Source organism: Streptomyces sp. NBC_01689 (assembly GCF_036250675.1).
Lineage (GTDB): Bacteria > Actinomycetota > Actinomycetes > Streptomycetales > Streptomycetaceae > Streptomyces.
This window is the reverse complement of the sequence record NZ_CP109592.1, coordinates 6,578,774-6,601,884: the sequence shown is the minus strand read 5'-3', so window position 1 is coordinate 6,601,884 and position 23,111 is coordinate 6,578,774. Positions and strand designations below refer to the sequence as shown.

Genomic DNA, 23,111 nt, shown 5'->3' with positions numbered 1-23,111 from the left:
GTGACGGGGTGGACAGTACCGGTGACCGAACGTGACCATGGCCGTCGGGAGGTGACCATGGCGGTCGAGGGTGCGGGTACGGGTGGCGAGCCGGAGTCGTCCGACAGTCTGCGGACGTTCGGTGCGGTCGTGCAGGCCCTGCGGGAACACGCGGGGCTCAGCCGGGAGGAGTTCGGCGAACGGGTGCGGTTCTCCCGGCACACCGTGGCGTCGGTGGAGCTGGGACGCCGCATGCCGGACCCGACGTTCGTGGAGCGAGCGGAGGACGTGCTCGGGAACACCGGCGCGCTGCGGAAGGCGGCGGGACATCTGGCACGGCAGCCGGGGCTCGCGGCGTGGTTCCGCCAGTGGGCACGGCTGGAGGCGACCGCGATCACCCTGTACACGTACGAGTGCCGGTTGGTCCCGGGGTTGTTGCAGACGGAGGCGTACGCGCGCACGTTGTTCACCAACCAGCTGCCCCCTCTGGACGACGCACAGATCGAGGCGCAGTGGGTCGCGCGGGCGGAACGACAACGCCTGTTGCGGGAGCGCCCGAACACGGCGTTCGGCTTCATCCTGGAGGAGGGGATGCTCCTGCGGCGCACGGGCGGGACCGAGATCACACGAGGGCTCGTCGACCACGTCCTGGAGATCGCCGGACTGCGGAACGTCGAGATCCAGGTCATGCCCCAGGTACGGGAGACCCATGCGGGGCTCGACGGGCCCATGCAGTTGCTGGAAACACCCGACAATCGCTGGTTCGCATACTGCGAGGGGCAGGAGAGCGGTCAGCTGATCGCTGATCCAAAAGTGGTCAGCATGCTCCAGATGCGGTATGCCAGGATGCGTTCACAGGCTCTCACCCTTGAAGACTCCCTGAGCCGCTTGCAGCGCATGCGAGGAGACCTATGAGCACCAGCGAACTCACCTGGTTCAAGTCGACGTACAGCAGCGGCGGTTCTGGTGACTGCCTGGAGGTCGCCGCCACCGCACGTACCATCCATGTCCGCGACTCCAAGAACCCTCAGGGCCCCTGCCTCACGCTCTCCTCCGTCACCTGGTCCGAGTTCGTCACGTACGCCGTCACCCGTACCTGAGACCCCGGCCGCCCTTGCCGCGCCGGGACCCCGATATGACCGGGGTCGGACGTGTCGCTGTGGACAATGATCACAGTCGCGCCGCTGCCCCTGGGAGGCCCCCGCATGGTGTTGAGCAGACGTACCTTCAGCGCACTCGCCGGCACCGCCGCGCTGGGCCTCACGCTGGGCGGCAGCGCGGACGGCGGCGCGTTCGCCGTCGGCACCGTCCCCACCGGGCCCGCGCCCGGACCGCCCGGCGCCGACGGGCGGCGGCACACCATCGGGTTCGACAGCTACTCCATGCTGATCGACGGCAGGCGGGTGGTCCTGTGGTCCGGCGAGGTCCACCCGTTCCGGCTGCCGAGCCCCTCCCTCTGGCGCGACGTGCTGCAGAAGCTGCGCGCCCACGGCTACAACACGATCAGCGTCTACGTCTCCTGGAACTACCACTCCCCCGCCCCCGGGCACCACGACTTCACGGGCGTCCGCGACCTCGGGCTGTTCCTGCGGACGGCGGCCGAGACCGGCCTGTACGTGATCCTGCGGCCGGGCCCCTACATCAACGCCGAGGTCGACGCCGGCGGCTTCCCCGGCTGGCTGACCGTGACCCCGGGCACCGCCCGGACCTCCGACCCGACCTACCTCTCCCACGTCGACGCGTGGCTGACGGCCGTGAACCGGGTCGCGGCCCGGCACCTGTACACCGACGGCGGCGGCACGATCGTCCTCTACCAGCTGGAGAACGAGTACGCGAACAACGTCACCAGCCCGCGCGGCCGCGACTACATGGCCCACCTGTACGCCAAGGTCCGCGCCGACGGCATCGACGTACCGCTCTTCCACAACGACAAGGGGAGGAACGGCCACTGGGCCCCGGGGACCTTCGACACCCATGGGGAGAAGGGGCGTTACCTGTACGGGTTCGACGGCTACCCGTCCCCGGCCGAACAGCCGCCGGACTGGGGCTACTACGGCGTCGGCGGCGCGAAGGGCGGCTCGACCGCCAGCCCCGGGACCCCGGGATTCCTGGCCGAGTTCGGCGGCGGCTGGTTCGACCCGTGGGGCGGAGCGGAGTTCGACGGCAAGGGGTACGCGGAGTCGGCCCGTACCCGGGACGCGGCGTACGAGCGCCGTTTCTACCTGACCAACCTCGCCAACGGCATCAAGGTCCACAACGTCTACATGACCTTCGGCGGCACGTCCTGGGGCTGGCTGCCCGCACCGGTCGTCTACACCTCGTACGACTACGGCGCGGCCCTCGACGAGGCGCGCAGGCCGACCCCGAAGCTGGTGCCGATGCACCAGATCGGGCAGCTCCTGCACTCCGTGCCCGACCTCGCCAAACTGGACCGGGCGCCCGAGGCCGCGGTCCGCGAGGGCAGCGGCGGGCCGGGCGCCGGTGCCGCGATCAAGGCCTACCACCTCGTCAACCCCGACACCCGGGCCCACTTCCACGTGCTGCGCAACGACAGGCCCGCCGAGACCGTGGCCGCCGTCACGCTCGCCGGGGAGAGCGTCCGGGTGCCGCTGCCCGGTCTCGACGCCCGGCTGCTCGCCACCGGCCTGTCCCTCGGGCGCCGGACGCTGCGGTACTCCACCGCGCAGCCGATGCTGCGGCTGGCCGCCGGCCGCCGGGACATCGCGGTGTTCACCGGGCGCACGGGCGAGTCGACCCGGACGGTGCTGGAGTGCGCGAGCGCGCCGAAGGTCACCGTGCTGGAGGGCCGCGCGCACCACGAGCACGCGCACGGCCTTCTGCGGATCGACGCCGAACTCAAGGGCCTGACCCGTGTTCTGGTCGAGGGCGGCGGCAGCACGGCCCCGCTCCTGCTGCTCCTCGCCGACGACGGGGCCTCCGCGCGCCTGTGGCGTCACGACACCCCGTCGGGTCCGGTCCTGGTGCGCGGCCCCGCCCTGGTGCGCACCGCGGGCCTGCGCGGCACGACCGTCCGGCTCACCGGGGACACGGTGGCCGCCGCCGGCCTGGAGGTGTGGGGGCCGCGCGGGATCGACGGCGTGCTCTGGAACGGGGGCGCCGTCCGCACCCGCGCCACCGCGTCCGGAAGTCTGCTCGCCGAGCGGCGGCTGCCCGGCGTACCGGCCGTCGCGCTGCCCGAGCTGGACAAGTGGCGCCACCACGCCGAGAACCCCGAGTCGGCCGCCCGCTTCGACGACTCGTCCTGGCGGGCCGCGGACCGGAGGTCCTCCCACAGCGTCACCCCCGTACCGGCCGGACAGCCCGTGCTGTTCGCCGACGACTACGGCTTCCACTACGGAGACGTCTGGTATCGCGGGCGGTTCGCGGACGCGGCCGGCGTGGAATCGGTGTCCCTGTCGTACGTCACGGGCACGCAGGGGCTGCTGATGGCGTGGCTGGACGGCAAGCCGCTGGGCACGCACCGGATGCCGGTGCCGGACAGGAAGACGGTCCGGCAGGGGACCTGGGCCGCGACGGCCGCCTTCCCCGTCCCGTCGGAGGTCCGCTCGGCGAAGGGGCCGCACGTGCTGTCGGTCCTCGTGCGCCGGATGCAGCACGACCAGGACGGCGCGGCCCGGGACACCCACAAGGCGGCCCGCGGGCTGACGGCCGTGACCTTCGGCGGCGCCGCGCCCGCGCTCGCCTGGCGGATCCGGGGCGCGGCGGCACCGGACCCGGTGCGCGGACCGCTCAACCACGGAGGTCTGCACGGGGAGCGGCAGGGCTGGCATCTGCCGGGGTTCAAGGACGGCGGCTGGCAGGCCGTCGAGTTCCCGCGGGCCCGGCGGGGGCAGGGGGTCTGCTGGTACCGCACCGGGTTCCGGCTCGCGGTGCATCCCGGCGTGGACGCGTCGATCGGGCTCACCCTCACCGACGACCCGTCCCGGGCCTACCGTGTCCAGATCTTCCTGAACGGCTGGAACCTGGGCCAGTACATCAACGACGTAGGTCCCCAGCACACCTTCGTGCTGCCGAACGGGGTGCTGAACACACGTGGCGCCAACACCCTGGCTCTCGCCGTCCTGGCCGACGGGACCACGCCCGCGGGTCCGGGCACGGTGCGGCTGACCCTGATGGGCAGTGCGGCCGGAGGAGTACCGGTGACGCCGGTGCACTCCCCCGGCCGGTGACCGCCGGAGGTACCGGGCGTCCCCGCACGGTCGGCGACCGTGCGGGGACGGGAGCGGTGCCGGTCCCCGGAGCGGCCGTCAGCCGGCGAACGCGGGCTGCGCGAGACCCTTGCCCGCACCGGGGACGACGAGGACCGAGCCGGAGAGCGGGTGCGGGGCGGCCAGGCCCGTACGGGCGGTGGTGATGTACAGGTCGGTCAGATCGGCACCGCCGAACGCGCAGGCGGTGGGGCGGCGCACCGGGAGGGCGATCACCCGGTCGAGAACGCCGTCGGGGGTGTAGCGGCGGACCGCGCCGCCGTCCCAGAACGCCACCCAGACACAGCCCTCGGCGTCCACGGTGAGCCCGTCCGGGTAGCCCTCGTCGGCATCAATGGCCACCAGCTCCCGCCTGTCGCGCGGTAGTTGATCGTCGCCGACGTCGAAGACGTCGATCCGCCGGGTCGGTGTGTCGATGTAGTACATCAGCCGGCCGTCGGGACTCCATCCCGTGCCGTTGCTGACGGTGACGGCGTCGAGGACGGTGTGCGCGGTGCCGTCGGCGGCGATCCGGGACAGCACGCCGCCGCCCCGGGTCTCGTCGTAGCGCATGCTGCCGGCCCAGAGCGCGCCGTCGGGGGCGACCGCGGCGTCGTTGCCCCGGCGGCCCGGGACGGGGTCACGGTGCAGCCAGCGGAACCCGTCCGGCGAACCGGTCGGGCCGTAGAGGCCCACGCCGTCCCGGAGGTTGACCACCAGGCCGCCGCCCGCGCGGGGTTTGGCCGCGCCCACGTGCTGCTCGGTGACCATGACCGTACGGCGCCCGGAGAGCGGCTCGTAGGTGTGGACCCGGGAACCGAGGATGTCGACCCAGATCAGCCGCTGTTCCCGGGCGTCCCAGGTCGGCCCCTCACCGAGGGCCGCGTCGGCGCGTATCGCGACGTCGAAGGCGGTCATCCCATCACGCTCCGGTGACCGAGCCGCTCGGAGAGTTCGGCGGCGCCCTTGGCGGCGAGCTGCTCCAGCTCGACGCGGCGCTCGTCGCTCCAGCGGATCATCGGTACGGAGATGGAGAGCGCGGCGACGACCTGTCCCGTGCGGTCGCGCACCGGGGCGGCGACACAGCTGACGTCCGGGTTCGACTCACGGCTCTCCACGGCGACACCGCGGCGGCGGATCTCCGCCAGGGCCTCGCGCAGAGCGCCCGGTTCGGTGATGCTGTTCGGTGTCATCGCGACCAGGTCCGCGTCGTCGGGGATGCGGGAGGCCAGCTCCGGACCCGGCAGCGAGGCGAGCAGCATCTTGCCCACGGAGGTGCAGTGGGCGGGCAGCCGGCGGCCCGCCGCCGACACCATGCGCACGGCGTGCGTGGAGTCGACCTTCGCGATGTAGATGACGTCCGTGCCCTCCAGGATCGCGACGTGGACCGTCTCGTCGCAGGTCTCGGCGACGGAACGGGCGACCTGCTGGCCCTCCGCGGCGAGGTCCAGCTGCTCGGCGTAGCGGCTGCCGAGCTGGTACGGCCGGACACCGAGGCGGTACCGTCCGGGCTGGCCCGGTATCTGCACGATGTACGAGCGGGCGGCGAGCGTGGTGACCAGCTCGTGCACGGTCGTCCGCGGCAGCTGCAGCCTGCGCACGATGTCGGGGGCGGAGAGCGTGCCGTCCCCGTCGAGGAAGAGCTCGAGGATGTCGAGAGCCCGGGTCACGGCAGGTACGAGGCGTCCCACGACCGGTCCCCTCCCTATGTTCGAAATTTCAACAGACGATCGGCATGACGAACACAGGCTACTCATGCTGGTCTTGGAGGGGCAATGGGCGGGCGACGGCGAGGTGCCCGGGGCTGATGCCGCACCGTGGGGTCGGAGGGGCGCGCGGCTCCCGCGGGGGAACGGCCTCCCACGGGCGGGGCCGGACCTTCCGGGGGGCCGGACCTTTCGCGGGGACGCCGCGCGCGGCCGGGCCGATGCGCGATCATGGCCCCATGCCCGCCAAGCGACCCGTCGGCCCCTTCACCCCGCTCGACTTCCAACTGGTCCTGCTGCGCCGCATGGCCGACCACAATCCGGACCTCGTCGACGACGCCCGCCGTGAACTGGGCGTCTCCCTCGCGGACATGCGCGAGGCCAACCGGCGCTGGCAGGCCATGCTGCACGCCCCGCGCTCCCGGTCCGCCGTCCACCGCTACCGCTCGGTCCTCGGTGTCCCGGAGTCGGTCACCCCGCGCCGGATCGGCGATCTCACCTGCGAGGCGCTGCTGTGGCCCGTCCCGCTCTGGCCGGACCTGCGCTTCGAGGTCCTCGCCCTGCCGAACGGGGTGGTCTGGAACGAGTGGCTGGTCCGCGCGCCCGGTGGTCCCGGTCCGGCGCTGCGGACCCTCGACGACCTGACCCCCTGGTCCTGCACGGTCGACGAGGCCGCCCGCGCCTTCGCCCCCGCCCGGCCGCTGGAGGGCACCGCCCCCACCCGGTGGGGGCTCGCCTTCACGGCCCCGGACGCGACGGGGGTACGGCGGGAGTGCGCGGCCGAGTTCACCTGGGGGCTGCTGCAACGGGTGGCCGTCAGCGGGCGGCCCGGATGATCGCCTCCGCGACGACGGGCACCGACTCCGGGTGCAGCCGCAGGAACAGGTTGGGTTCCACCAGTTCCAGTTCCATGACGCACGGCCGTCCGTCGTCGCCGTCGACCACGTCGACCCGGGCGTAGAGCAGCGCGTCCTCGTCCGGTCCGTGCGGTACGGCGGCCAGCGCGCGCTCGGCGAGGGCGAGTTCGGCCGGGGTCGGCCGCCAGGCCTCCAACCGGGGGTGCGGGGTCTTCTCCGCGTCGTACGCGGTCCCGGGCTCCAGGACGGCGCCCTTGCGGGCGGCGTGCAGGAAGCGTCCGCCGAAGAACTGCAGCGCCCGCTCGCCGGAGGTGTCGACTCCGCGCAGATAGGGCTGGACCATCGCGGTCAGCCCCTTCTCGTGCAGACGGGCCAGGTGCCGCCGCGCGGTCTCCTCCTCCTCGGGTTCCTCGGGCCGGTACCGGGCGGCGAGCCGCGCGCCGGCGCCGGACGTGGGCTTCACCACGTACTCGTGGCCGTCCGGGAGGTCGGCGGGGTCGCCGGGCGCGAGGTACCGGGTCGGTACGGTCGCCACCCCGGCCGCGGCCAGTTCGCCCAGGTACCGCTTGTCCGTGTTCCACCGCACGACCGCCGCCGGATTCGCCAGCCGGGTGAGCTTCGCGACCCGCTCGGCCCAGGCCACGAACTCCCCGGCCCGCCAGCTGTAGTCCCAGGTGGAGCGGATGACGACCAGGTCGAAGTCCGCCCAGTCGACCGCCGGGTCGTCCCAGTGGGTGATCGCGGCCCGCGCCCCGGCGGCCTCCAGTGCCTCCCGCAGCACGGGCAGGTCCTGGTCCGCGCTCGGCGTGCCCTCCTCCGGCCGGTAGGTGGCGAGCGCGATGCGGGGGCGGGCGGCGGTGCGGGCCACGGCGGACTCCATCCTCGTAACGTCTGGTCCCCGGGGAGGCTACAACCGCCGGCCGCCGGTCAGTCGTGGGGGCCGCGGTAGCCCAGCGAGGTCTGGATGGCGCGCCCGACCGGGTCGGCGGGGCCCCTCGGGCGGGAGCCGGTCACCCAGGGGCGGAAGACGCTCGCCAGATGGAGGCCGAAGATCTCTGCCTCGGCCTCGTCCGCCTCGTGCGAGCCGTCGCGGGCGGCGACGGTGAGCGCGATCTCCTGCCAGCGGGGGTCGCCCGACAGGGCCCGGGCGGCGGCCGCGCCGGCGAAGTGGTGGCGGGAGTGCGCGCGGCCGGCCGCCATGTGCCACAACTCGTGTCCGAGAATGACGAGTTGCTGGACCTTCTCGGCCCGCTCCTCGACGATGACGAGGTCGAAGTCCTGGAACTCCATCCATAGACCGGTGACTTCGATCTCGTCGGGGAAGCGTTCGAAGCGGAGCTGGACGGGCCGCCCGTCGCGGCGCCGGCTCATCTCCTCACAGAGCGCGCCGGCCAGTTCCCGGACGTCGACGGGCGTGTCGAGCCGCCCGCGCAGGGTCCGGGAGAGCTCGACCGCGAGGGCGCGCATCTCGGAGTCGGCCCTGCGGGAGAACAGTGCCGCGACGCGCTTGCGGACACCGTCGGCCCGTCCGGCCGTCCTGCCCGTCGCATCGCTCGCCGCGCTCCGCGTCACTCCGTCTCCGCCCCGCTCCTCGCCCCGTCGTTCCGTCGGCCCGCCACCCCGTGATGACGCCAGGGCGGTTGATCCGTCAAATGGTCGTGCCGTGGGCGAGACTACGGGCCCGGATCGTCCCACGCCATGCTTTTCCGCGCCGCCGTCCCCGCCCCGGGGGCGGCTCCACCGCCCACGGCCCGGACGCCCCGGCGCCCCCACCGGCGCGGGCCCCCGAACGGGACGCGACGCGCGTCCTCCTGGGGGCCGCGGCCGGGGAACCCATCGGGTCCCGGTGCGCGGCGGCGGCGAGGCGGCCGCTCGGCGCCCGGTATGCGGGGTCGGCCGCGCGGGACGGGCGACGGCGAGGGCACGGCGCGCGGAGTGGGGCCGGAGTGCCGGAGGCCGGGGCCGGGGTGTGATCTGTCTCGCGCTCCGGCAGGTTTCCCGCGCCCTGGTGTAGGAACGGTTCTGACTGTCACCGGCAGAACGCCCCTACTGGCAAGGAGCACCCCGCGTGTCCTCCCTCTTCCCGGCCCTGGTCAGCGGTTCGACCGCACGACGGCCCGCCCTCCGCTTCGGCGACCGGTCCCTGACGTACGCCGAACTCGCCGCCTCGGCGGGCGCGCTGGCCGCGCGCCTCGAAGGACGGGGCCGGATCGCCGTATGGGCGACACCCTCCCTGGAGACGGCCGTCGGGGTGGTGGCCGCGCTCCTCGCCCGGGTGCCCGCCGTACCGCTCAACCCCAAGTCGGGCCCGGGCGAGCTGGGTCACATCGTCTCCGACAGCACACCGTCCCTGGTGCTCGCCGCGGCGGGGGACGACCTTCCCTCGCCCGTCAAGGAGTTGGAGCGCATCGACGTAGTGACGCACAGCTCCGGCGCGGTCGTGCCGGAGCCCCCGGCCGAACCGGACGACCCCGCCGCCCCCGCCCTCGTCGTCTACACCTCCGGCACCACGGGGCCGCCCAAGGGCGCCGTCGTGCCGCGCCGCGCGATCGCCTCGACCCTGGACGCGCTGGCCGACGCCTGGCAGTGGACCGGCGACGACGTGCTCGTGCACGGGCTGCCGCTCTTCCACGTGCACGGGCTGATCCTGGGCATCCTCGGCCCGTTGCGGCGCGGCGGGTCCGTGCGGCACCTGGGGCGGTTCAGCGCGGAGGGCGTGACGCGCGAGCTGAACGCGGGAGCCACCATGCTGTTCGGGGTGCCGACGATGTACCACCGGCTCGCCGAGGCGCTGGAGGAGGACACGGAACTGGCCGCGGCACTCGGCCGGGCACGCCTGCTGGTCTCCGGTTCCGCCGCGCTGCCGGTCCACGACCACGAGCGGATCACGGCGGCGACCGGTCGGCCGGTCGTCGAGCGGTACGGGATGACCGAGACCCTGATGAACACCAGTGTCCGGGTGGACGGCCCGGCCCGCCCCGGGACCGTCGGGGTCCCGCTACCGGGCGTCGGACTGCGGCTGGTCGAGGAGGACGGTTCGACGCTCGCCTCGTACGACGCGGACGGCACCCCGACCGGCTCGTACGACACCGAGGGCAACCCCACCGGCGCCTACGACGGTGAGAGCGTGGGCGAGATCCAGGTGCGCGGGCCGAACCTGTTCACCGAGTACCTGAACCGGCCCGACGCCACCGCCGCCGCGTTCACCGCGGACGGCTGGTTCCGCACCGGGGACATGGCCGTGCGCGACGCCGACGGCTGCGTACGCATCGTGGGCCGCAAGGCCACCGACCTGATCAAGAGCGGCGGTTACAAGATCGGCGCCGGGGAGATCGAGAACGCGCTGCTCGAACACCCCGCCGTGCGCGAGGCCGCCGTCACGGGAGAACCCGACGACGACCTGGGTGAGCGGATCGTGGCCTGGGTGGTGACCGTGGACGCCCCCGCCCGGGATCTCGACGGCGAACTCGCCGACCACGTGGCCCGCCGGCTCGCCCCGCACAAGCGCCCGCGCACCGTGCGGTTCCTCTCCGCCCTGCCCCGCAACGACATGGGCAAGATCCTGAAGCGGGCGCTCCCGGACGCCCCCGCGGACTCCCGGACGCACACCCGCCCGAGCGACGTCACGCATGACTGACCGCCTCCCGGCCCGTGAGGCCATCGCCCTCGTCACCGACGACTTCACCGAACTCCGGGTCCCGATAAGGCATTTCGAACCGGACGGCCCACTGTCCTGGCGGGGCTACGACACGGCACGCTCCGGTGCGGCCGCCCGCACCGGCGAGGACGAGTCCGTCGTCTGCGGCAGCGCGCTCGTCGGCGGCATCCAAGTCACGCTGATCGCCTTCGAGTTCGGATTCCTCGGCGGCTCGCTCGGCGAACGCACCGGCGACCGTCTGGAAGCCGCGTACACCCACGCCCGGGAGCACCGGCTGCCGGTCGTCTCGCTGGTCGCGACGGGCGGCAGCCGCATGCAGGAGGGCATGCTCGCGCTCACCCAGCTCCAGCGGGTGGCACGGCAGTCGGCGCTGACCCGGGAGGCCGGGCTGCCGCAGATCGCGGTGGTACGGGACCCGACGACGGGGGGTGGCTGGGCCACGCTGGGCGCGGGCGCCGACGTGACTCTGGCACTGCCCGGCGCCCAGGTGGGCTTCGCCGGCTCCCGGGTCCGCCCGCCCGGCGCGGACCCGGCCGCGTACACGGCCGAGGCCCAGGTCGCGGCGGGCGCGGTGGACGCCGTCGTACCGGAGGGGGAGCTGCGGGAGACGCTGGCCCTGTGGCTCGCCCTGCTCGGCAGCCCCTCCGCGCAGGCCGCGCCGGTGCCGGCCGCCCTCGGCGCGCCCGGTCCGCCCGCCACCGGCTGGGACGCCGTCGAACGCGCCCGCGCTCCCGAACGCCCGCGTGCCGGGGCCTACCTGGACGCGTATTTCAGCCGCCGCGCCGCGATCAGCGGCGACCGCTGCGGCGGCACCGACGCCGGGCTGCTGTGCGGGTTCGGATCCGGGCCCGGGGGCCGGACGGTCGCGTACGCGGCTCAGTGCGGCACCGCGACCCGGCCCGCGGGGTACCGCACCGCGGCACGGCTGATCCGTCTCGCGGGCGGGCTCGGCATTCCGGTGCTGACGCTGGTGGACACCCCGGGCGCGGCCAACGACGCGCGGGCCGAGCGGGAGGGCGCGGGCTCCGCGATCGCGGACCTGTTCGCCGCGGTGGCCACCGCCCGCACCCCCGTCACCACGCTGGTGATCGGCGAGGGCGGCTCGGGCGGCGCCCTCGCACTGGCCGCGCCGGGCAACACCTGGGCCACCCCGGACAGTTACTTCTCCGTCATCGCCCCGGAACTCGCCGCCGCGATCCTCAAGCGTCCCGAGAGCGAGGTACGCGCGACCGCGGACCAGCTCCGCATCCGGCCCCAGGACCTCCTGGACCTGGGAGTCGTACGGGGCATCGCGGACCCGCCGGGGACGTGACGGCGCGGGTGGTACCGGTTTCCCCCGGAGGAGAACCGGCACCACCCGCCCGGCACGGACAGCCACCACGCCCGGCCACCACGGGCGGTCGCTGCGGGCCGGCCACCGCAGGCCGGCCTCCGCGGGCCGGTCGCTGCGGGCCGGTCACCGCGGGCCGGTCACCGCGGGCCGGTCACCGCGGGCCGGTCACCGCGCGCCCTCCTCCGCGGACGCCGCCGCGGGCCGTCACGGCGCGTCGATCACTGCGGATCGGTCACCACCGATCGGTCACCACGGGCGGTCGCTGCGGGCCGGCCACCGCAGGCCGGCCTCCGCGGGCCGGTCACCGCGCGCCCTCCTCCGCGGACGCCACCGCGGGCCGGCACGGCGCGTCGATCACTGCGGATCGGTCACCGCGGCGCTCATCCCGGACCGGCCACCACGGACGACCCTCACGCGCAGTCCTCCGCGCACGGCCATCGCGGACCGGTCACCGCGGGCGATCACCGCGCCCGGCCACCGCGGCGGTCCTCCGCGGGTCGTCCTCCGCGCCGGTCACCGCCGGCGAGTCACCCCGGGCGATCGCTGAGGGCCCGCGTGTGCCGGGAGGCGGAGCCGTCGCGCCATGCACGCCCCCGGCAGGCGGGCCGGAGGCGTACCGCTCAGCGGTCCCGGCGTGCGGCCGGCGGACACCGCGCGGCGTCACCCGCACGGCGGTACCCCGCCCGGCCCCTCCCGGAAGGCGCCCCTGTCCTCCTGAGCGGACGATGCCAGAAGGGGCCGCCACCGGGCGGAGCCCGACGGTCTGCTCTCGGGAGGACCTGCCATGACCGCCAGTCTGGAGCAGCTGCGCCGCTGCCACTTCGCCGTCGACCTGGGCGCGGCGAGGACACGTGTGTACGTGAAGGGCGCGGGACTGGTCGTCGACCAGCCGAGCGTCGCCGCGATCAACACCAAGAACGGCGCGCTGATCGCGGTCGGCGAGTTCGCGGAGAAGATGACGGGCCGCACCCCCGACTACATCCGGGTGATGCGGCCGGTCTCCGGCGGCACGGTGGTCGACATCGAGATGGCCCAGCGCATGCTGCGCCAGCTGCTCGGCGACAAGGTGCGCCGCACCCTGCGCCGCAAGCCGAGGCTGCGCGCCGCCGCCTGCACCCCGCACGACGCGGACCCGCTCGCGCAGCGCGCGACGATCGAGACGCTCGTCGGTCTCGGCGCGCGGCGGGTGGAGCTGGTCGACACCCTGATCGCCGCGGCGGTGGGCTGCGGGCTGCCGGTCGAGCGGCCGGAGGCCACCATGATCATGGTGTGCGGTGCCGCCGCCACCCAGGTCGCCGTGCTCTCCCTGGGCTCCATCGTCACCGCCGAACGCATCCCGGTCGGCGGCGAGGCCGTGGACCGCGCGATCGTGCAGCACCTGCGCCACCAGCACGAGCTGATGCTTCCGTCGCAGTCCGTACGGCCCCTGCAGCTCGCCCTGTCCGGCAACGGGCTCACCCCGCACGGCCCGACGTCCACGGAGATCCACGGGCGGGACGTGGCGACCGGCCTCGCGCGTTCGGTGCAGGTCGACACCGCCGCCGTGCGTGACGCCATCCAGACCCCGCTGACCGCCGTGCTCGACGGGATCGGGAAGGTGCTGCGGGCCTGCCCGCCGGATCTGGTGGCCGACCTCGCCGACCGCGGGATCATGATGGTCGGCGGAAGCGCGCTGCTCCCGGGCCTCGACCAGATGCTGCGGCACGCGACGGGCATGCCGGTGCACATCGCCGAGCGGCCGGACGTGTGCGCGGTGCAGGGCCTCGGCTACATGCTGGAGGGCAAGATCGAGCCGCTGACGCTGGAGCCGATCCCGGGCTGAGGCCGGCCCGCCCCCCTCCCCCGACCTCCGAGGGGCCCGTATGACCGACCCCGTCCCCCGTCTTCCGGCCGTCCTGGAAGCCGTCCTGTGCGTCGGGTCCGACCTGGAACTGCGGGCCACGCTGCAGCACATCGTGGACGCCGCCGCCGAGCTGACGGGGGCCCGGAGCGCGGCGCTGGAGATGGCCGACCCCGGCGACGCCGGACCGCTGGAGATCCGTACGCCGGAACGGCCGGCGCCCGGCCAGGACCGAGGCCCCCGTGAGCGGCCCCACGACACCCTGGGCATCCCGATCCACGTCGACGACGCGGTGTTCGGGACCCTGCACGTCGCCGGGAGACGCGGCGGTCCGCTGACGGACGAGGACGAGCAGCTGCTGAGGATGCTGGCGACCCAGGCCGGCGTCGCGATCGGCAACGCCCGGCTGTACGAGACGGCCCGGCAGCGCGAGCGGTGGATCGAGGGCGCGGCGGCCGTCATCACCGCGCTGCTCGAAGGCGACGACGCCGACGCGCTGACGACCGTCGCGGAACGGGCCCGGATGCTCGCCGACGCCGCCGCCGGCCTCATCCTGCAGCCCACGGCGGAGGGCGGCATGACGATCGTGGCCGCCGCCACCCGCACCTCCCCCGACGGACCCGCCGCGCCCGGTGACCCCGGCGACGCCGGAACCTCCGGCGCCCTCGTCGGCACCACGATCGAGCCGGGCAGTCCCCTGCTCGTGCAACTCCTGGCCGGGGAGCCGGTGTTCATCGACGACTCGGCGACCGACCCCCGGCTGACCACGCACGTGCGGTACCGGTTCGGGCCGAACATGATGCTGCCGCTGCGGTCGGGCGGCCGTCTCATCGGCACGCTCGCGCTGCCCCGGGACCGCGGCGCCCGCCCGTACGGCGCCGCGGAACGCCTGCTGGCCGCGCAGTTCGCCTCGCAGGCCGCGCTGGCGCTGGTCCTCGCGGACGCCCGGCACAGCCGGGAGCGGCTCGCGGTCTACGAGGACCGCGACCGGATCGCACGCGACCTGCACGACCTGGTCGTCCAGCGGCTCTTCGCCACCGGCATGATGCTGGAGTCGACGCAGCGGCGCAGCGCCGGAGAGGCCGACGCGGAGGTACGGGAGATCCTGGGCCGGGCCGTCGACGAACTGCAGTCCACCGTCCAGGAGGTGCGCACCGCGATCTTCGCCCTCCAGCAGCCGCCCGCTGACGCCCCCACCACCCTGCGCGGCAAGGTGCTGCGCGAGACGGCGGGCGTGGCGGCGGCCCTGGGTTTCCAGCCGTCCACCCGTTTCACCGGCGCGGTGGAGGCGCTGGTGCCGGAGCCGGTGGTCGGGCATCTGCTCGTGGCGCTCCGCCGCGCCCTCGCCTCGGCCGCGCGCCGGTCCGGGGTCTCCCGTGTGGAGGTCACGGTGGACGTCACGAAGAGACTCCCGGACGGGCGGCCCGGGGTACGGCTGACCGTGTCCGACGACGGCGAGAGCGGACGGGACGGCACCGGGCGGGACGGCAGCAGGCGGGACGGCAGCGGGCGGGACGGCTCGCGGCCGGGCGGCACCGAAGAAGACGGGACGGAGGGCGGCGCCGGGACGACGGCCGTGTGGCAGTCGCCTCTGTGAGCCCCCGTCCCCTCGCCCGCCCGTCCCCTCGTCCGCCCGGGCAACTGCCGCCCTGCTCGGGCCTCTTGACGCTTCCTTCCGGCCTCCGTACCGTCACCTCGCGTACGTGGACATGACTGCTGTTCACATCCACGGACATGTGGAGGGACAAGGCGGTATGGGACCGGACAGGAACGAGGACGGGGTGGCCATGACTCAGCGGCGCGTGGTGGTGTCCGGCGGCGGTACCGGGATCGGCCTGGCGACGGCGGAGGCGTTCGCCGCGGACGGGGACCGTCTGGTGCTCCTCGGCCGCCGCGAGGACGTACTGCGCAAGGCGGCCGACGCGTTGAACGGGCGGTTCGGGGAGGCGACGGCGACCTGGTGCGCGGCGGACCTCTCCGACCCCGAACAGGTCGGCGCGGTGCGGGACTTCGTCACGGCGGACGAGACCCCGGTGGACGTGCTGGTGGCCAACGCGGGCGGCAACGTGGCCGCCTCGCACGACGGCACCCTCGCCTCCGTCGCGGACGGGTACCGCCGCAACTTCGAGGCCAACGTACTGACCGCCGTGCTGCTCACCGAGGCCCTGCTCCCCCACATCCGCAGGCCCGGCGGCCGCATCGTGCAGCTCTCCTCCATCGCCTCGCTGCGCGGCCCGGGATCGTACGGCGGCTCCAAGGGCTGGATCAACACGTACACCTACGACCTCGCCCAGCGCGTCGGCGGCGAGGGCATCACCGTCAACGCGGTCGCCCCCGGCTTCGTCGGCGACACGGAGTTCTTCGGCGACCGCGCGACCCCGGAGTTCGTGGCCTCGCGGGTCGCGCAGTCCCTGACGGGGCAGCCGGGCCACCCGGCGGAGATCGCCGCGGCCGTCCGCTACGTGGCGTCCCCCGAGGCGGCGTACGTGACGGGACAGCTGTTGCACATCAACGGCGGGGCGGCGCTGGGCCGCTGAGGCGTGTTCCGAAAGTCCCGTCCGCCCCGCGACGCCCGGTGGGCCCCCGCCCTTCCCGCCGGTCGGCGCCGCGCACCGCGGAGTCCGGCCCGCCCGGCTCCGCGGCCGCCGCACTCCACCGAGCCGCCGCACCCCGGCCTCCGCACGGCACCGTGCGGTCCGGCCGGCGGGACCGCGCTCCCGGCCGGCCCGTCCCGGGGAAGCCGCCGGTCGCGCTCGCCGCCGTCCGCCGCCGTGTGCCGTGAATCGGGGCGCGGCGTTCACCAGTTGGAGTGAGCCGCGCCGGACCGTCGCCGGCCCTCGCGGGAAGAGGGTCGCGCCGCGGGGACGGCGCGCTCGGGAGGCGGGGCCACGGCGCGCTCCGGAGGGGTGTGGACGGGCGGGCGGGGGGATCACCCGGCCGACGCTCCGGCGGGCCGTCCGCGGCGGCCGCAGGGCCGTCGACGGGAGTCTTCCGGCCCGCGGTCGGCCGTCCGTGCGGGGTGGGGTCACATGACCGTGGTCCGGATGGATGAATGCCGGCGGCCGTCTCGGGGCTGCGACTCCCCATACCGCGTTTCCACAGATAGAAACGGTTCTGCTGCGCAGGGACTGGGTGGGGCGGGTGGGACTCGAACCCACGGCCGACGGATTATGAGTCCGCTGCTCTAACCGGCTGAGCTACCGCCCCTTACGGCGCGTCGCGCACATTTGTGCGCGCCGTCTGCCGCAGCATAGCCGCTCATACGATCTCCTGCTTCGGATGGTCGGCAACGCATGACCATGAGGACTTCGACGCCGGTCACGCGGTTCCCCCGGACATGAAAAAGGACCCCTGAGGGGTCCTCTTCCACTGCTCTCCCGACTGGACTCGAACCAGTAACCTGCCGGTTAACAGCCGGCTGCTCTGCCAATTGAGCTACAGGAGATCGAGCTCCCCCGACTGGACTCGAACCAGTAACCTGCCGGTTAACAGCCGGCTGCTCTGCCAATTGAGCTACGGAGGATTGCCTCGTTGCATCGAACGCACCTACCTGGGTATTCGCCAGGGGGCGTGCGCTCGCTGCGACACATACATTAGCGCAAGCAGGGGGGTGCTCCGCCAATCGGTTCCCCCCGCACCGATGCCGAGGCAAGGGAAGGGTGGCCGTCATGCGCTACCGGCTCACATTCGTCGCCGGACTGGCCGTGGGTTACGTGCTGGGCACACGCGCCGGGCGCGAGCGCTACGAGCAGCTGAAGAAGTCCGCGCGGCGGGTCGCGCAGAACCCCGCGGTGCGCAACACCGCCGAGACCGCCGCCCAGCAGGGCCGCCAGGCCGCGGGCAAGGCGTACCACGCGGTGAGCGAGAAGATGGGCGACCACGTGCCCGACTCGGTGGGCCGGCGGGTCCGCTCGCTGCGCGAACGGAACACCAACGGCTCCGGCGAGGACGACTGGGGCACCACCAACACCTGAGTCACCCGAGCCGCCCGATCCACCGGGTGGCCGAATCTCCCGAAATGCCCCGCGGGCGAGGCGTCGGGCCTCCGGCACCGGCGCCTCAGGGCCCCCCGGGCACCCGTACTCATCAGGGGTGACACCCGGCCCGGCGCGCTCACCTCCCGCGGTACGGCAGAATTTCCACCATGGGGATAGTCGCCGGGTTGGACAGTTCACCCGATTTCACTCGGATCGTCGTCTGCGACACGGACACGGGTGCCGTGCTCAGGCAGGGGTATGCGCCGCACCCGGTGGAGAGCACCGAGGGCGGCGGCCGCCCCTCCGACGTCGACCCGCAGGCGTGGCTGCTGTCCCTGGGCGAGGCCGCCGGCGGCGGTCTGCTCGAAGGGGTGCAGGCCATCGGCGTGTCGGCCCAGCAGAACGGGCTCGTCCCGCTCGACGCGCAGGGCAACACGGTGCGCCCCGCCCTCGTCGGCGGCGACAAGCGGGCCCAGGTCGCCGCCGCCGACCTGGTGGACGCGCTCGGCGGGCGCGAGGCGTGGGCCCAGGCCGTGGGCTGCGTCCCGCAGGCCGCGCAGCCCGTGACCAAGCTGCGCTGGCTGAACCGCACCGAACCCGACGCGGCCCAGCGCACCGCCGTACTGCTCCAGGCGCACGACTGGCTGGTGTGGCAGCTGCTCGGCCGCCCGCTGCGCCGGACCACCGACCGGGGCGGCGCCTCCGGCACCGGCTACTGGTCGGCGGCGACCGGCGCCTACCGGCCGGATCTCGTCGAACTCGCGCTGGGCCACCAGGCCACGCTGCCCGAGGTGCTCGGCCCGTCCGAGGCCGCGGGCACCACCCCCGAGGGGCTGCTGATCTCGGCGGGCACCGGGGAGACGATGGCGGCGGCCTTCGGACTGGGCATCGGGCTCGGGGACGCGGTCGTCTCCCTCGGCGCCTCCGGTTCCGTGATGGCCGTGCACACCGAGGCGCTCGCCGACCCCTCCGGCATGATCACCTCACTGGCGGACGCGACCGGGCTCCATCTGCCGGTGGTGACGACCCTGAACGCCGTACGGACCCTGCGCGGCGCCGCCGAACTGCTCGGCCTGCCCGACCTGGAGAGCCTGTCCGAGCTGGCGATGAAGTCCACGCCGGGCTCGCACGGGCTGGTCCTGCTCCCCTATCTGGAGGGCGAGCGCATCCCGAACCTGCCGCACACCGCGGGCACGCTCGCCGGTCTGCGACGCGAGTCGATGCGGCCCGAGCACCTGGCGCGGGCCTCGTTCGAGGGCATGCTGTGCGGTCTCGCGGACGCCCTCGACGTACTGCGCGGGCGGGGCGTGGACGTCCGGCGGGTCTTCCTGCTCGGGGCCGCCGCCGAGCTGCCGGCCGTGCAGGCCGCGGCGCCCGCGCTGTTCGGCGCGCAGGTCGTCGTACCGCAGCCCGCGGACTACGCGGCGCTCGGCGCGGCCCGCCAGGCGGCCTGGGCGCTGGGCGTGTCGCAGGGCACCCTCGACCCCCGGCTGCCACCCGTCTGGCAGGGTGCGGTCGCCCAGGTTCTGGAGCCCGGTGAGGAACTGGCGGTGGGCCAGGCCGTACGCCAGCAGTACGTCTCCGTGCGGGAGCAGACGCACCCCGGGGCGTTCCGCGCGTAGCGGCGCGCAGGGGGGCACACGGGGGAAGCGGGACGCGCCCTGAAGTCCCCCGGGGGCCGCGGGCGTACGTCCGAAGGTCCGGTTTCCGTCGGCTCTTGGTCCGCTCTTGGATTAATCGGTTGAGGTAACACGGGTGGAGTGTCCGACGATAGGGGGTGGTGGTGCACCACCGACCGCACTGCCGTCGACGACTCCGAGAGAAGCCGCGTGCTCATACGACTGCTTCGGACCCACCTCAGTCCGTACAAGAAACCCATCGCCCTCCTGGTGTTCCTGCAGTTCCTGCAGACCTGCGCCACCCTCTACCTGCCGACCCTGAACGCGCACATCATCGACAACGGCGTGGTCAAGGGGGACACGGGATACATCCTGTCCTTCGGCGCCCTGATGATCGGGATCTCGCTGGTCCAGGTCGTCTGCAACATCGGAGCCGTCTACTACGGAGCCCGGACGGCGTCGGCCGTCGGCCGGGACATCCGCGCGGCCGTCTTCGACCGGGTGCAGTCGTTCTCCGCGCGTGAGGTCGGTCATTTCGGTGCCCCGTCGCTGATCACCCGCACCACGAACGACGTGCAGCAGGTCCAGATGCTGACGCTGATGACGTTCACGCTGCTGGTGTCCGCACCGATCATGTGTGTGGGCGGCATCGTGCTCGCGCTCGGCCTGGACGTGCCGCTGTCCGCGATCCTGGTCGCCGTGGTGCCCCTCCTCGGCATCGGGGTGACGCTGATCGTGCGCCGGCTGCGCCCGCTGTTCCGGACCATGCAGGTGCGCCTCGACACGGTGAACCGGGTGCTGCGCGAGCAGATCACCGGCAACCGGGTCATCCGCGCGTTCGTCCGGGACGACTACGAGAAGGACCGCTTCCGGGGCGCGAACACCGAACTGACCGAGATGTCCCTCGCCACCGGACGCATGCTCGCCCTGATGTTCCCGATGGTCATGACCGTCGTGAACCTCTCGTCGATCGCCGTGGTCTGGTTCGGCGCCCACCGCATCGCGAGCGGCGGCATGCAGATCGGTGACCTCACCGCGTTCCTCGCCTATCTGATGCAGATCGTGATGTCCGTGATGATGGCCACCTTCATGTTCATGATGGTGCCGCGCGCGGAGGTCTGCGCCGAGCGCATCCAGGAGGTCCTGGACACCTCCTCCAGCGTCGTACCGCCCACCGCGCCCGTCCTGGAGTTGCGCCGCCACGGCCATCTGGAGATCCGCGGTGCCGGGTTCCGCTACCCGGGTGCCGAGGAGCCCGTGCTGAGGTCGGTCGACCTGGTGGCGCGGCCGGGTGAGGTGACGGCCGTGATCGGGTCGACGGGCAGCGGGAAGTCGACCCTGCTCGGCCTGGTCCCCCGGCTCTTCGACGCCACCGACGGCCAGGTCCTGGTGGACGGCGAGGACGTGGCGTCCGTGGAACCGCGGCTGCTGGCCAGGACGGTCGGGCTGGTGCCGCAGAAGCCGTACCTGTTCGCGGGCACCGTGGCGAGCAACCTGCGCTACGGCAATCCGGACGCGACCGACGAGGAGCTGTGGCACGCGCTGGAGGTGGCCCAGGCCAAGGGCTTCGTGGAGCAGCTGGACAACGGCCTGCACTCGGCGATCGCGCAGGGTGGCACGAACGTGTCGGGCGGTCAGCGCCAGCGCCTCGCGATCGCGCGCACCCTCGTGCAGCGTCCGGAGATCTACCTCTTCGACGACTCCTTCTCGGCACTCGACTACGCCACGGACGCGGCGCTGCGGGCCGCGCTCGCCGAGGAGACCTCCGAGGCGACCGTGGTGATCGTCGCCCAGCGGGTGTCGACCATCCGTGACGCCGACCGCATCGTGGTCCTCGACGAGGGCCGCGTCGTCGGCACCGGACGCCACCACGAGCTGATGGCGGACAACGAGACCTACCGGGAGATCGTGCTCTCCCAGCTGACGGAAGCGGAGGCCGCCTGATGGCCGGGCCCATGGGACGCATGATGGCCGGGGGCGGCCCCGACCAGCGCTCACTGGACTTCAAGGGATCCGGGAAACGGCTCCTGGCGCAGTTCCGGCCCGAGCGCGTCACCCTGTACGTGATGCTCTGCGCGGTGGTGCTGAGCGTGGGCCTCTCGGTGATCGGCCCGACGATCCTCGGCAAGGCCACCGACCTGGTCTTCGCGGGCATCATCGGGCGGCAGATGCCGGCCGGGGCCAGCAAGGCCGAGGTCCTCGCGGGCATGCGCGCGCGAGGCGACGGCAGCATGGCCGACATGCTCTCGGGGACCGACTTCACCCCCGGCAAGGGCATCGACTTCGGCGCCGTCGGCGACGTACTGCTGCTCGCGCTCTGTACGTTCCTGGTCGCCGGTCTGCTGATGGCGGTGGCGACGCGCCTGGTGAACCGGGCGGTCAACAAGACCGTCTACCACATGCGCGAGGACCTCCAGGCGAAGCTGTCGCGGCTGCCCCTGTCGTACTTCGACAAGCGGCAGCGCGGCGAGGTGCTGTCGCGCGCCACGAACGACCTGGACAACATCCAGCAGACGCTGCAGCAGTCGATGGGCCAGCTGGTCAACTCGCTGCTGACCATCGTGGGCGTGCTCACGGTGATGTTCTGGGTGTCGTGGCTGCTGGCGCTCGTCGCGCTGGTCACCGTGCCCCTCTCGTTCTTCGTCGCCACCCGTATCGGGAAGCGCTCGCAGCCTCACTTCGTGCAGCAGTGGCGCACCACCGGCAAGCTCAACGCGCACATCGAGGAGATGTACACCGGGCACACGCTGGTGAAGGTGTTCGGACGCCAGGAGGAGTCGGCCGCGCAGTTCGCGGAGCAGAACGAGGAGCTCTACGAGGCCGGGTTCAAGGCGCAGTTCAACAGCGGGGTCATGCAGCCGCTGATGATGTTCGTGTCGAACCTGAACTACGTGCTGGTCGCGGTGGTCGGCGGACTGCGGGTCGCGTCGGGTTCGCTGTCGATCGGTGACGTGCAGGCCTTCATCCAGTACTCGCGGCAGTTCTCGATGCCGCTGACGCAGGTCGCGTCGATGGCGAACATGGTGCAGTCCGGGGTCGCGTCGGCGGAGCGGGTCTTCGAACTGCTGGACGCGGAGGAGCAGGCGGCGGACCCCGTGCCGGCGGCGCGCCCGGACGAGCTGCGCGGGCGGGTGGCACTGCAGAACGTGTCCTTCCGCTACGACCCCGAGAAGCCGCTCATCGAGGACCTGTCCCTCAAGGTCGAGCCCGGACACACGGTGGCCATCGTCGGCCCGACCGGTGCGGGCAAGACGACGCTGGTGAACCTGCTGATGCGTTTCTACGACGTCACGGGCGGCCGGATCACCCTCGACGGCGTCGACATCGCCTCGATGTCGCGGGACGAACTGCGATCCGCGATCGGCATGGTGCTCCAGGACACCTGGCTGTTCGGCGGCACCATCGCGGAGAACATCGCGTACGGGGCCTCGCGCGAGGTGACCCGCGGGGAGATCGAGGAGGCGGCGCGGGCGGCCCACGCGGACCGGTTCGTCCGGACGCTGCCGGACGGCTACGACACCGTGATCGACGACGAGGGCAGCGGGGTCAGCGCGGGTGAGAAGCAGCTGATCACCATCGCGCGCGCGTTCCTGTCCGATCCGGTGATCCTCGTCCTCGACGAGGCGACCAGCTCCGTCGACACCCGCACCGAGGTGCTGATCCAGAAGGCGATGGCGAAGCTGGCGCACGGGCGCACGTCGTTCGTGATCGCCCACCGGCTCTCCACGATCCGGGACGCGGACACCATCCTCGTGATGGAGAACGGCTCGATCGTGGAGCAGGGCGCGCACGCGGAACTGCTCGCGGCGGGCGGGGCGTACGCGCGGCTGTACCAGGCGCAGTTCGCGCAGGCGGTGGCCGAGGTCGACTAGCGCGGCCGCGTGGACCGGGGGGCCGGGGAGGGGTGTTCGCCGCCGCGAGCGCTCCTCCCCGG

The 23,111-nt window shown here is 73.4% G+C and carries 17 protein-coding genes and 3 tRNA genes; 13 read left to right on the top strand and 7 right to left on the bottom strand.

Translation table 11 applies throughout. The annotated features are described in order from the left end of the window. Nucleotides 1-57 precede the first annotated feature (57 nt). The 3 genes from OG776_RS28100 to OG776_RS28090 all read left to right on the top strand — a co-directional run bounded on the left by OG776_RS28100 (nt 58) and on the right by OG776_RS28090 (nt 4,169). Complete coding sequence (locus tag OG776_RS28100; protein WP_329322719.1) at nt 58-894, top strand: helix-turn-helix domain-containing protein; 837 nt, start codon at nt 58-60, stop codon at nt 892-894. After that, the gene (locus tag OG776_RS28095) at nt 891-1,079 is read left to right on the top strand and encodes a DUF397 domain-containing protein (RefSeq protein WP_329322718.1); all 189 of its coding nucleotides are present in this window, start codon (nt 891-893) and stop codon (nt 1,077-1,079) included. The genes OG776_RS28100 and OG776_RS28095 overlap by 4 nt, the downstream gene beginning before the upstream one ends. A 105-nt stretch (nt 1,080-1,184) precedes the next feature. Then, nucleotides 1,185-4,169 carry a beta-galactosidase gene (locus OG776_RS28090; protein ID WP_329322717.1) on the top strand — a complete coding sequence of 995 codons (2,985 nt, stop codon included), beginning with the start codon at nt 1,185-1,187 and terminating at the stop codon, nt 4,167-4,169. A gap of 78 nt (nt 4,170-4,247) precedes the next feature. Here the strand turns inward: OG776_RS28090 and OG776_RS28085 are convergent, their stop codons facing one another. After that, on the bottom strand, nt 4,248-5,105 hold the full coding sequence (locus tag OG776_RS28085) for an SMP-30/gluconolactonase/LRE family protein (protein ID WP_148013835.1): 858 nt from the start codon (nt 5,103-5,105) through the stop codon (nt 4,248-4,250). Beyond that, nucleotides 5,102-5,878, bottom strand: a complete 777-nt coding sequence (locus OG776_RS28080) for an IclR family transcriptional regulator (RefSeq protein ID WP_148013836.1) — start codon at nt 5,876-5,878, stop codon at nt 5,102-5,104. Before OG776_RS28080 ends, OG776_RS28085 begins: the two co-directional genes overlap by 4 nt. Before the next feature lie 254 nt (nt 5,879-6,132). Here OG776_RS28080 and OG776_RS28075 point away from each other — a divergent pair, with 254 nt between their 5' ends. Beyond that, complete coding sequence (locus tag OG776_RS28075; protein WP_148013837.1) at nt 6,133-6,729, top strand: hypothetical protein; 597 nt, start codon at nt 6,133-6,135, stop codon at nt 6,727-6,729. Here the strand turns inward: OG776_RS28075 and OG776_RS28070 are convergent. Both OG776_RS28070 and OG776_RS28065 read right to left on the bottom strand, forming a co-directional pair. Beyond that, on the bottom strand, nt 6,710-7,630 hold the full coding sequence (locus tag OG776_RS28070; protein WP_148013838.1) for an ATP-grasp domain-containing protein: 921 nt from the start codon (nt 7,628-7,630) through the stop codon (nt 6,710-6,712). The two genes, OG776_RS28075 and OG776_RS28070, sit on opposite strands and share 20 nt — an antisense overlap. A gap of 47 nt (nt 7,631-7,677) precedes the next feature. Continuing rightward, nucleotides 7,678-8,322 carry a toxin-antitoxin system, toxin component family protein gene (locus OG776_RS28065; protein ID WP_384956451.1) on the bottom strand — a complete coding sequence of 215 codons (645 nt, stop codon included), beginning with the start codon at nt 8,320-8,322 and terminating at the stop codon, nt 7,678-7,680. A 496-nt stretch (nt 8,323-8,818) separates the two neighbouring features. Between OG776_RS28065 and OG776_RS28060 the strand changes: the two genes are divergently transcribed. The 5 genes from OG776_RS28060 to OG776_RS28040 all read left to right on the top strand — a co-directional run bounded on the left by OG776_RS28060 (nt 8,819) and on the right by OG776_RS28040 (nt 16,118). Further along, the gene (locus tag OG776_RS28060; RefSeq protein ID WP_148013839.1) at nt 8,819-10,387 is read left to right on the top strand and encodes an acyl-CoA synthetase; all 1,569 of its coding nucleotides are present in this window, start codon (nt 8,819-8,821) and stop codon (nt 10,385-10,387) included. Then, entirely contained in the window at nt 10,380-11,720 is a 1,341-nt protein-coding gene (locus OG776_RS28055) for a carboxyl transferase domain-containing protein (RefSeq protein WP_329322716.1), read from the top strand. Before OG776_RS28060 ends, OG776_RS28055 begins: the two co-directional genes overlap by 8 nt. A gap of 805 nt (nt 11,721-12,525) precedes the next feature. Continuing rightward, nucleotides 12,526-13,563, top strand: coding sequence for a rod shape-determining protein (locus tag OG776_RS28050; protein ID WP_329322715.1), 1,038 nt, complete (start codon nt 12,526-12,528; stop codon nt 13,561-13,563). Nucleotides 13,564-13,603: 40 nt separating this feature from the next. Beyond that, nucleotides 13,604-15,178: a GAF domain-containing sensor histidine kinase gene (locus OG776_RS28045; protein WP_329322714.1), complete on the top strand. Its 1,575-nt coding sequence runs from the start codon at nt 13,604-13,606 to the stop codon at nt 15,176-15,178. Nucleotides 15,179-15,368: 190 nt separating this feature from the next. Continuing rightward, a complete protein-coding gene (locus OG776_RS28040; RefSeq protein ID WP_148013842.1) occupies nt 15,369-16,118 on the top strand; it encodes an SDR family NAD(P)-dependent oxidoreductase in 750 nt (249 codons plus the stop codon). Between the two features lie 596 nt (nt 16,119-16,714). Here OG776_RS28040 and OG776_RS28035 read toward each other — a convergent pair. The 3 genes from OG776_RS28035 to OG776_RS28025 form a co-directional block, all read right to left on the bottom strand. Continuing rightward, nucleotides 16,715-16,788: transfer RNA gene (locus tag OG776_RS28035), tRNA-Ile, on the bottom strand. A gap of 165 nt (nt 16,789-16,953) precedes the next feature. Then, a tRNA-Asn gene (locus OG776_RS28030) sits at nt 16,954-17,026 on the bottom strand. 5 nt (nt 17,027-17,031) lie between these two features. Then, nucleotides 17,032-17,104 (bottom strand) — tRNA-Asn (locus OG776_RS28025). A 145-nt stretch (nt 17,105-17,249) separates the two neighbouring features. Here OG776_RS28025 and OG776_RS28020 point away from each other — a divergent pair. From OG776_RS28020 to OG776_RS28005, 4 genes are all read left to right on the top strand, one after another. Next, a complete protein-coding gene (locus tag OG776_RS28020; protein ID WP_148013843.1) occupies nt 17,250-17,555 on the top strand; it encodes a YtxH domain-containing protein in 306 nt (101 codons plus the stop codon). A gap of 170 nt (nt 17,556-17,725) precedes the next feature. Then, complete coding sequence (locus OG776_RS28015; protein WP_148013844.1) at nt 17,726-19,180, top strand: FGGY family carbohydrate kinase; 1,455 nt, start codon at nt 17,726-17,728, stop codon at nt 19,178-19,180. Between the two features lie 207 nt (nt 19,181-19,387). After that, a complete protein-coding gene (locus OG776_RS28010; protein ID WP_148013845.1) occupies nt 19,388-21,121 on the top strand; it encodes an ABC transporter ATP-binding protein in 1,734 nt (577 codons plus the stop codon). Then, nucleotides 21,121-23,049 carry an ABC transporter ATP-binding protein gene (locus OG776_RS28005; RefSeq protein ID WP_329326532.1) on the top strand — a complete coding sequence of 643 codons (1,929 nt, stop codon included), beginning with the start codon at nt 21,121-21,123 and terminating at the stop codon, nt 23,047-23,049. Before OG776_RS28010 ends, OG776_RS28005 begins: the two co-directional genes overlap by 1 nt. Nucleotides 23,050-23,111 lie beyond the last annotated feature (62 nt).

Bases quoted from the DNA above. Each gene is read 5' to 3' on its own strand.
- OG776_RS28100 (WP_329322719.1), top strand. From the start codon at position 58: ATGGCGGTCGAGGGTGCGGGTACGGGTGGCGAGCCGGAGTCGTCCGAC.
- OG776_RS28095 (WP_329322718.1), top strand. From the start codon at position 891: ATGAGCACCAGCGAACTCACCTGGTTCAAGTCGACGTACAGCAGCGGC.
- OG776_RS28090 (WP_329322717.1), top strand. From the start codon at position 1,185: ATGGTGTTGAGCAGACGTACCTTCAGCGCACTCGCCGGCACCGCCGCG.
- OG776_RS28085 (WP_148013835.1), bottom strand. From the start codon at position 5,105: ATGACCGCCTTCGACGTCGCGATACGCGCCGACGCGGCCCTCGGTGAG.
- OG776_RS28075 (WP_148013837.1), top strand. From the start codon at position 6,133: ATGCCCGCCAAGCGACCCGTCGGCCCCTTCACCCCGCTCGACTTCCAA.
- OG776_RS28070 (WP_148013838.1), bottom strand. From the start codon at position 7,630: ATGGAGTCCGCCGTGGCCCGCACCGCCGCCCGCCCCCGCATCGCGCTC.
- OG776_RS28055 (WP_329322716.1), top strand. From the start codon at position 10,380: ATGACTGACCGCCTCCCGGCCCGTGAGGCCATCGCCCTCGTCACCGAC.
- OG776_RS28050 (WP_329322715.1), top strand. From the start codon at position 12,526: ATGACCGCCAGTCTGGAGCAGCTGCGCCGCTGCCACTTCGCCGTCGAC.
- OG776_RS28045 (WP_329322714.1), top strand. From the start codon at position 13,604: ATGACCGACCCCGTCCCCCGTCTTCCGGCCGTCCTGGAAGCCGTCCTG.
- OG776_RS28040 (WP_148013842.1), top strand. From the start codon at position 15,369: ATGACTCAGCGGCGCGTGGTGGTGTCCGGCGGCGGTACCGGGATCGGC.
- OG776_RS28020 (WP_148013843.1), top strand. From the start codon at position 17,250: ATGCGCTACCGGCTCACATTCGTCGCCGGACTGGCCGTGGGTTACGTG.
- OG776_RS28015 (WP_148013844.1), top strand. From the start codon at position 17,726: ATGGGGATAGTCGCCGGGTTGGACAGTTCACCCGATTTCACTCGGATC.
- OG776_RS28005 (WP_329326532.1), top strand. From the start codon at position 21,121: ATGGCCGGGCCCATGGGACGCATGATGGCCGGGGGCGGCCCCGACCAG.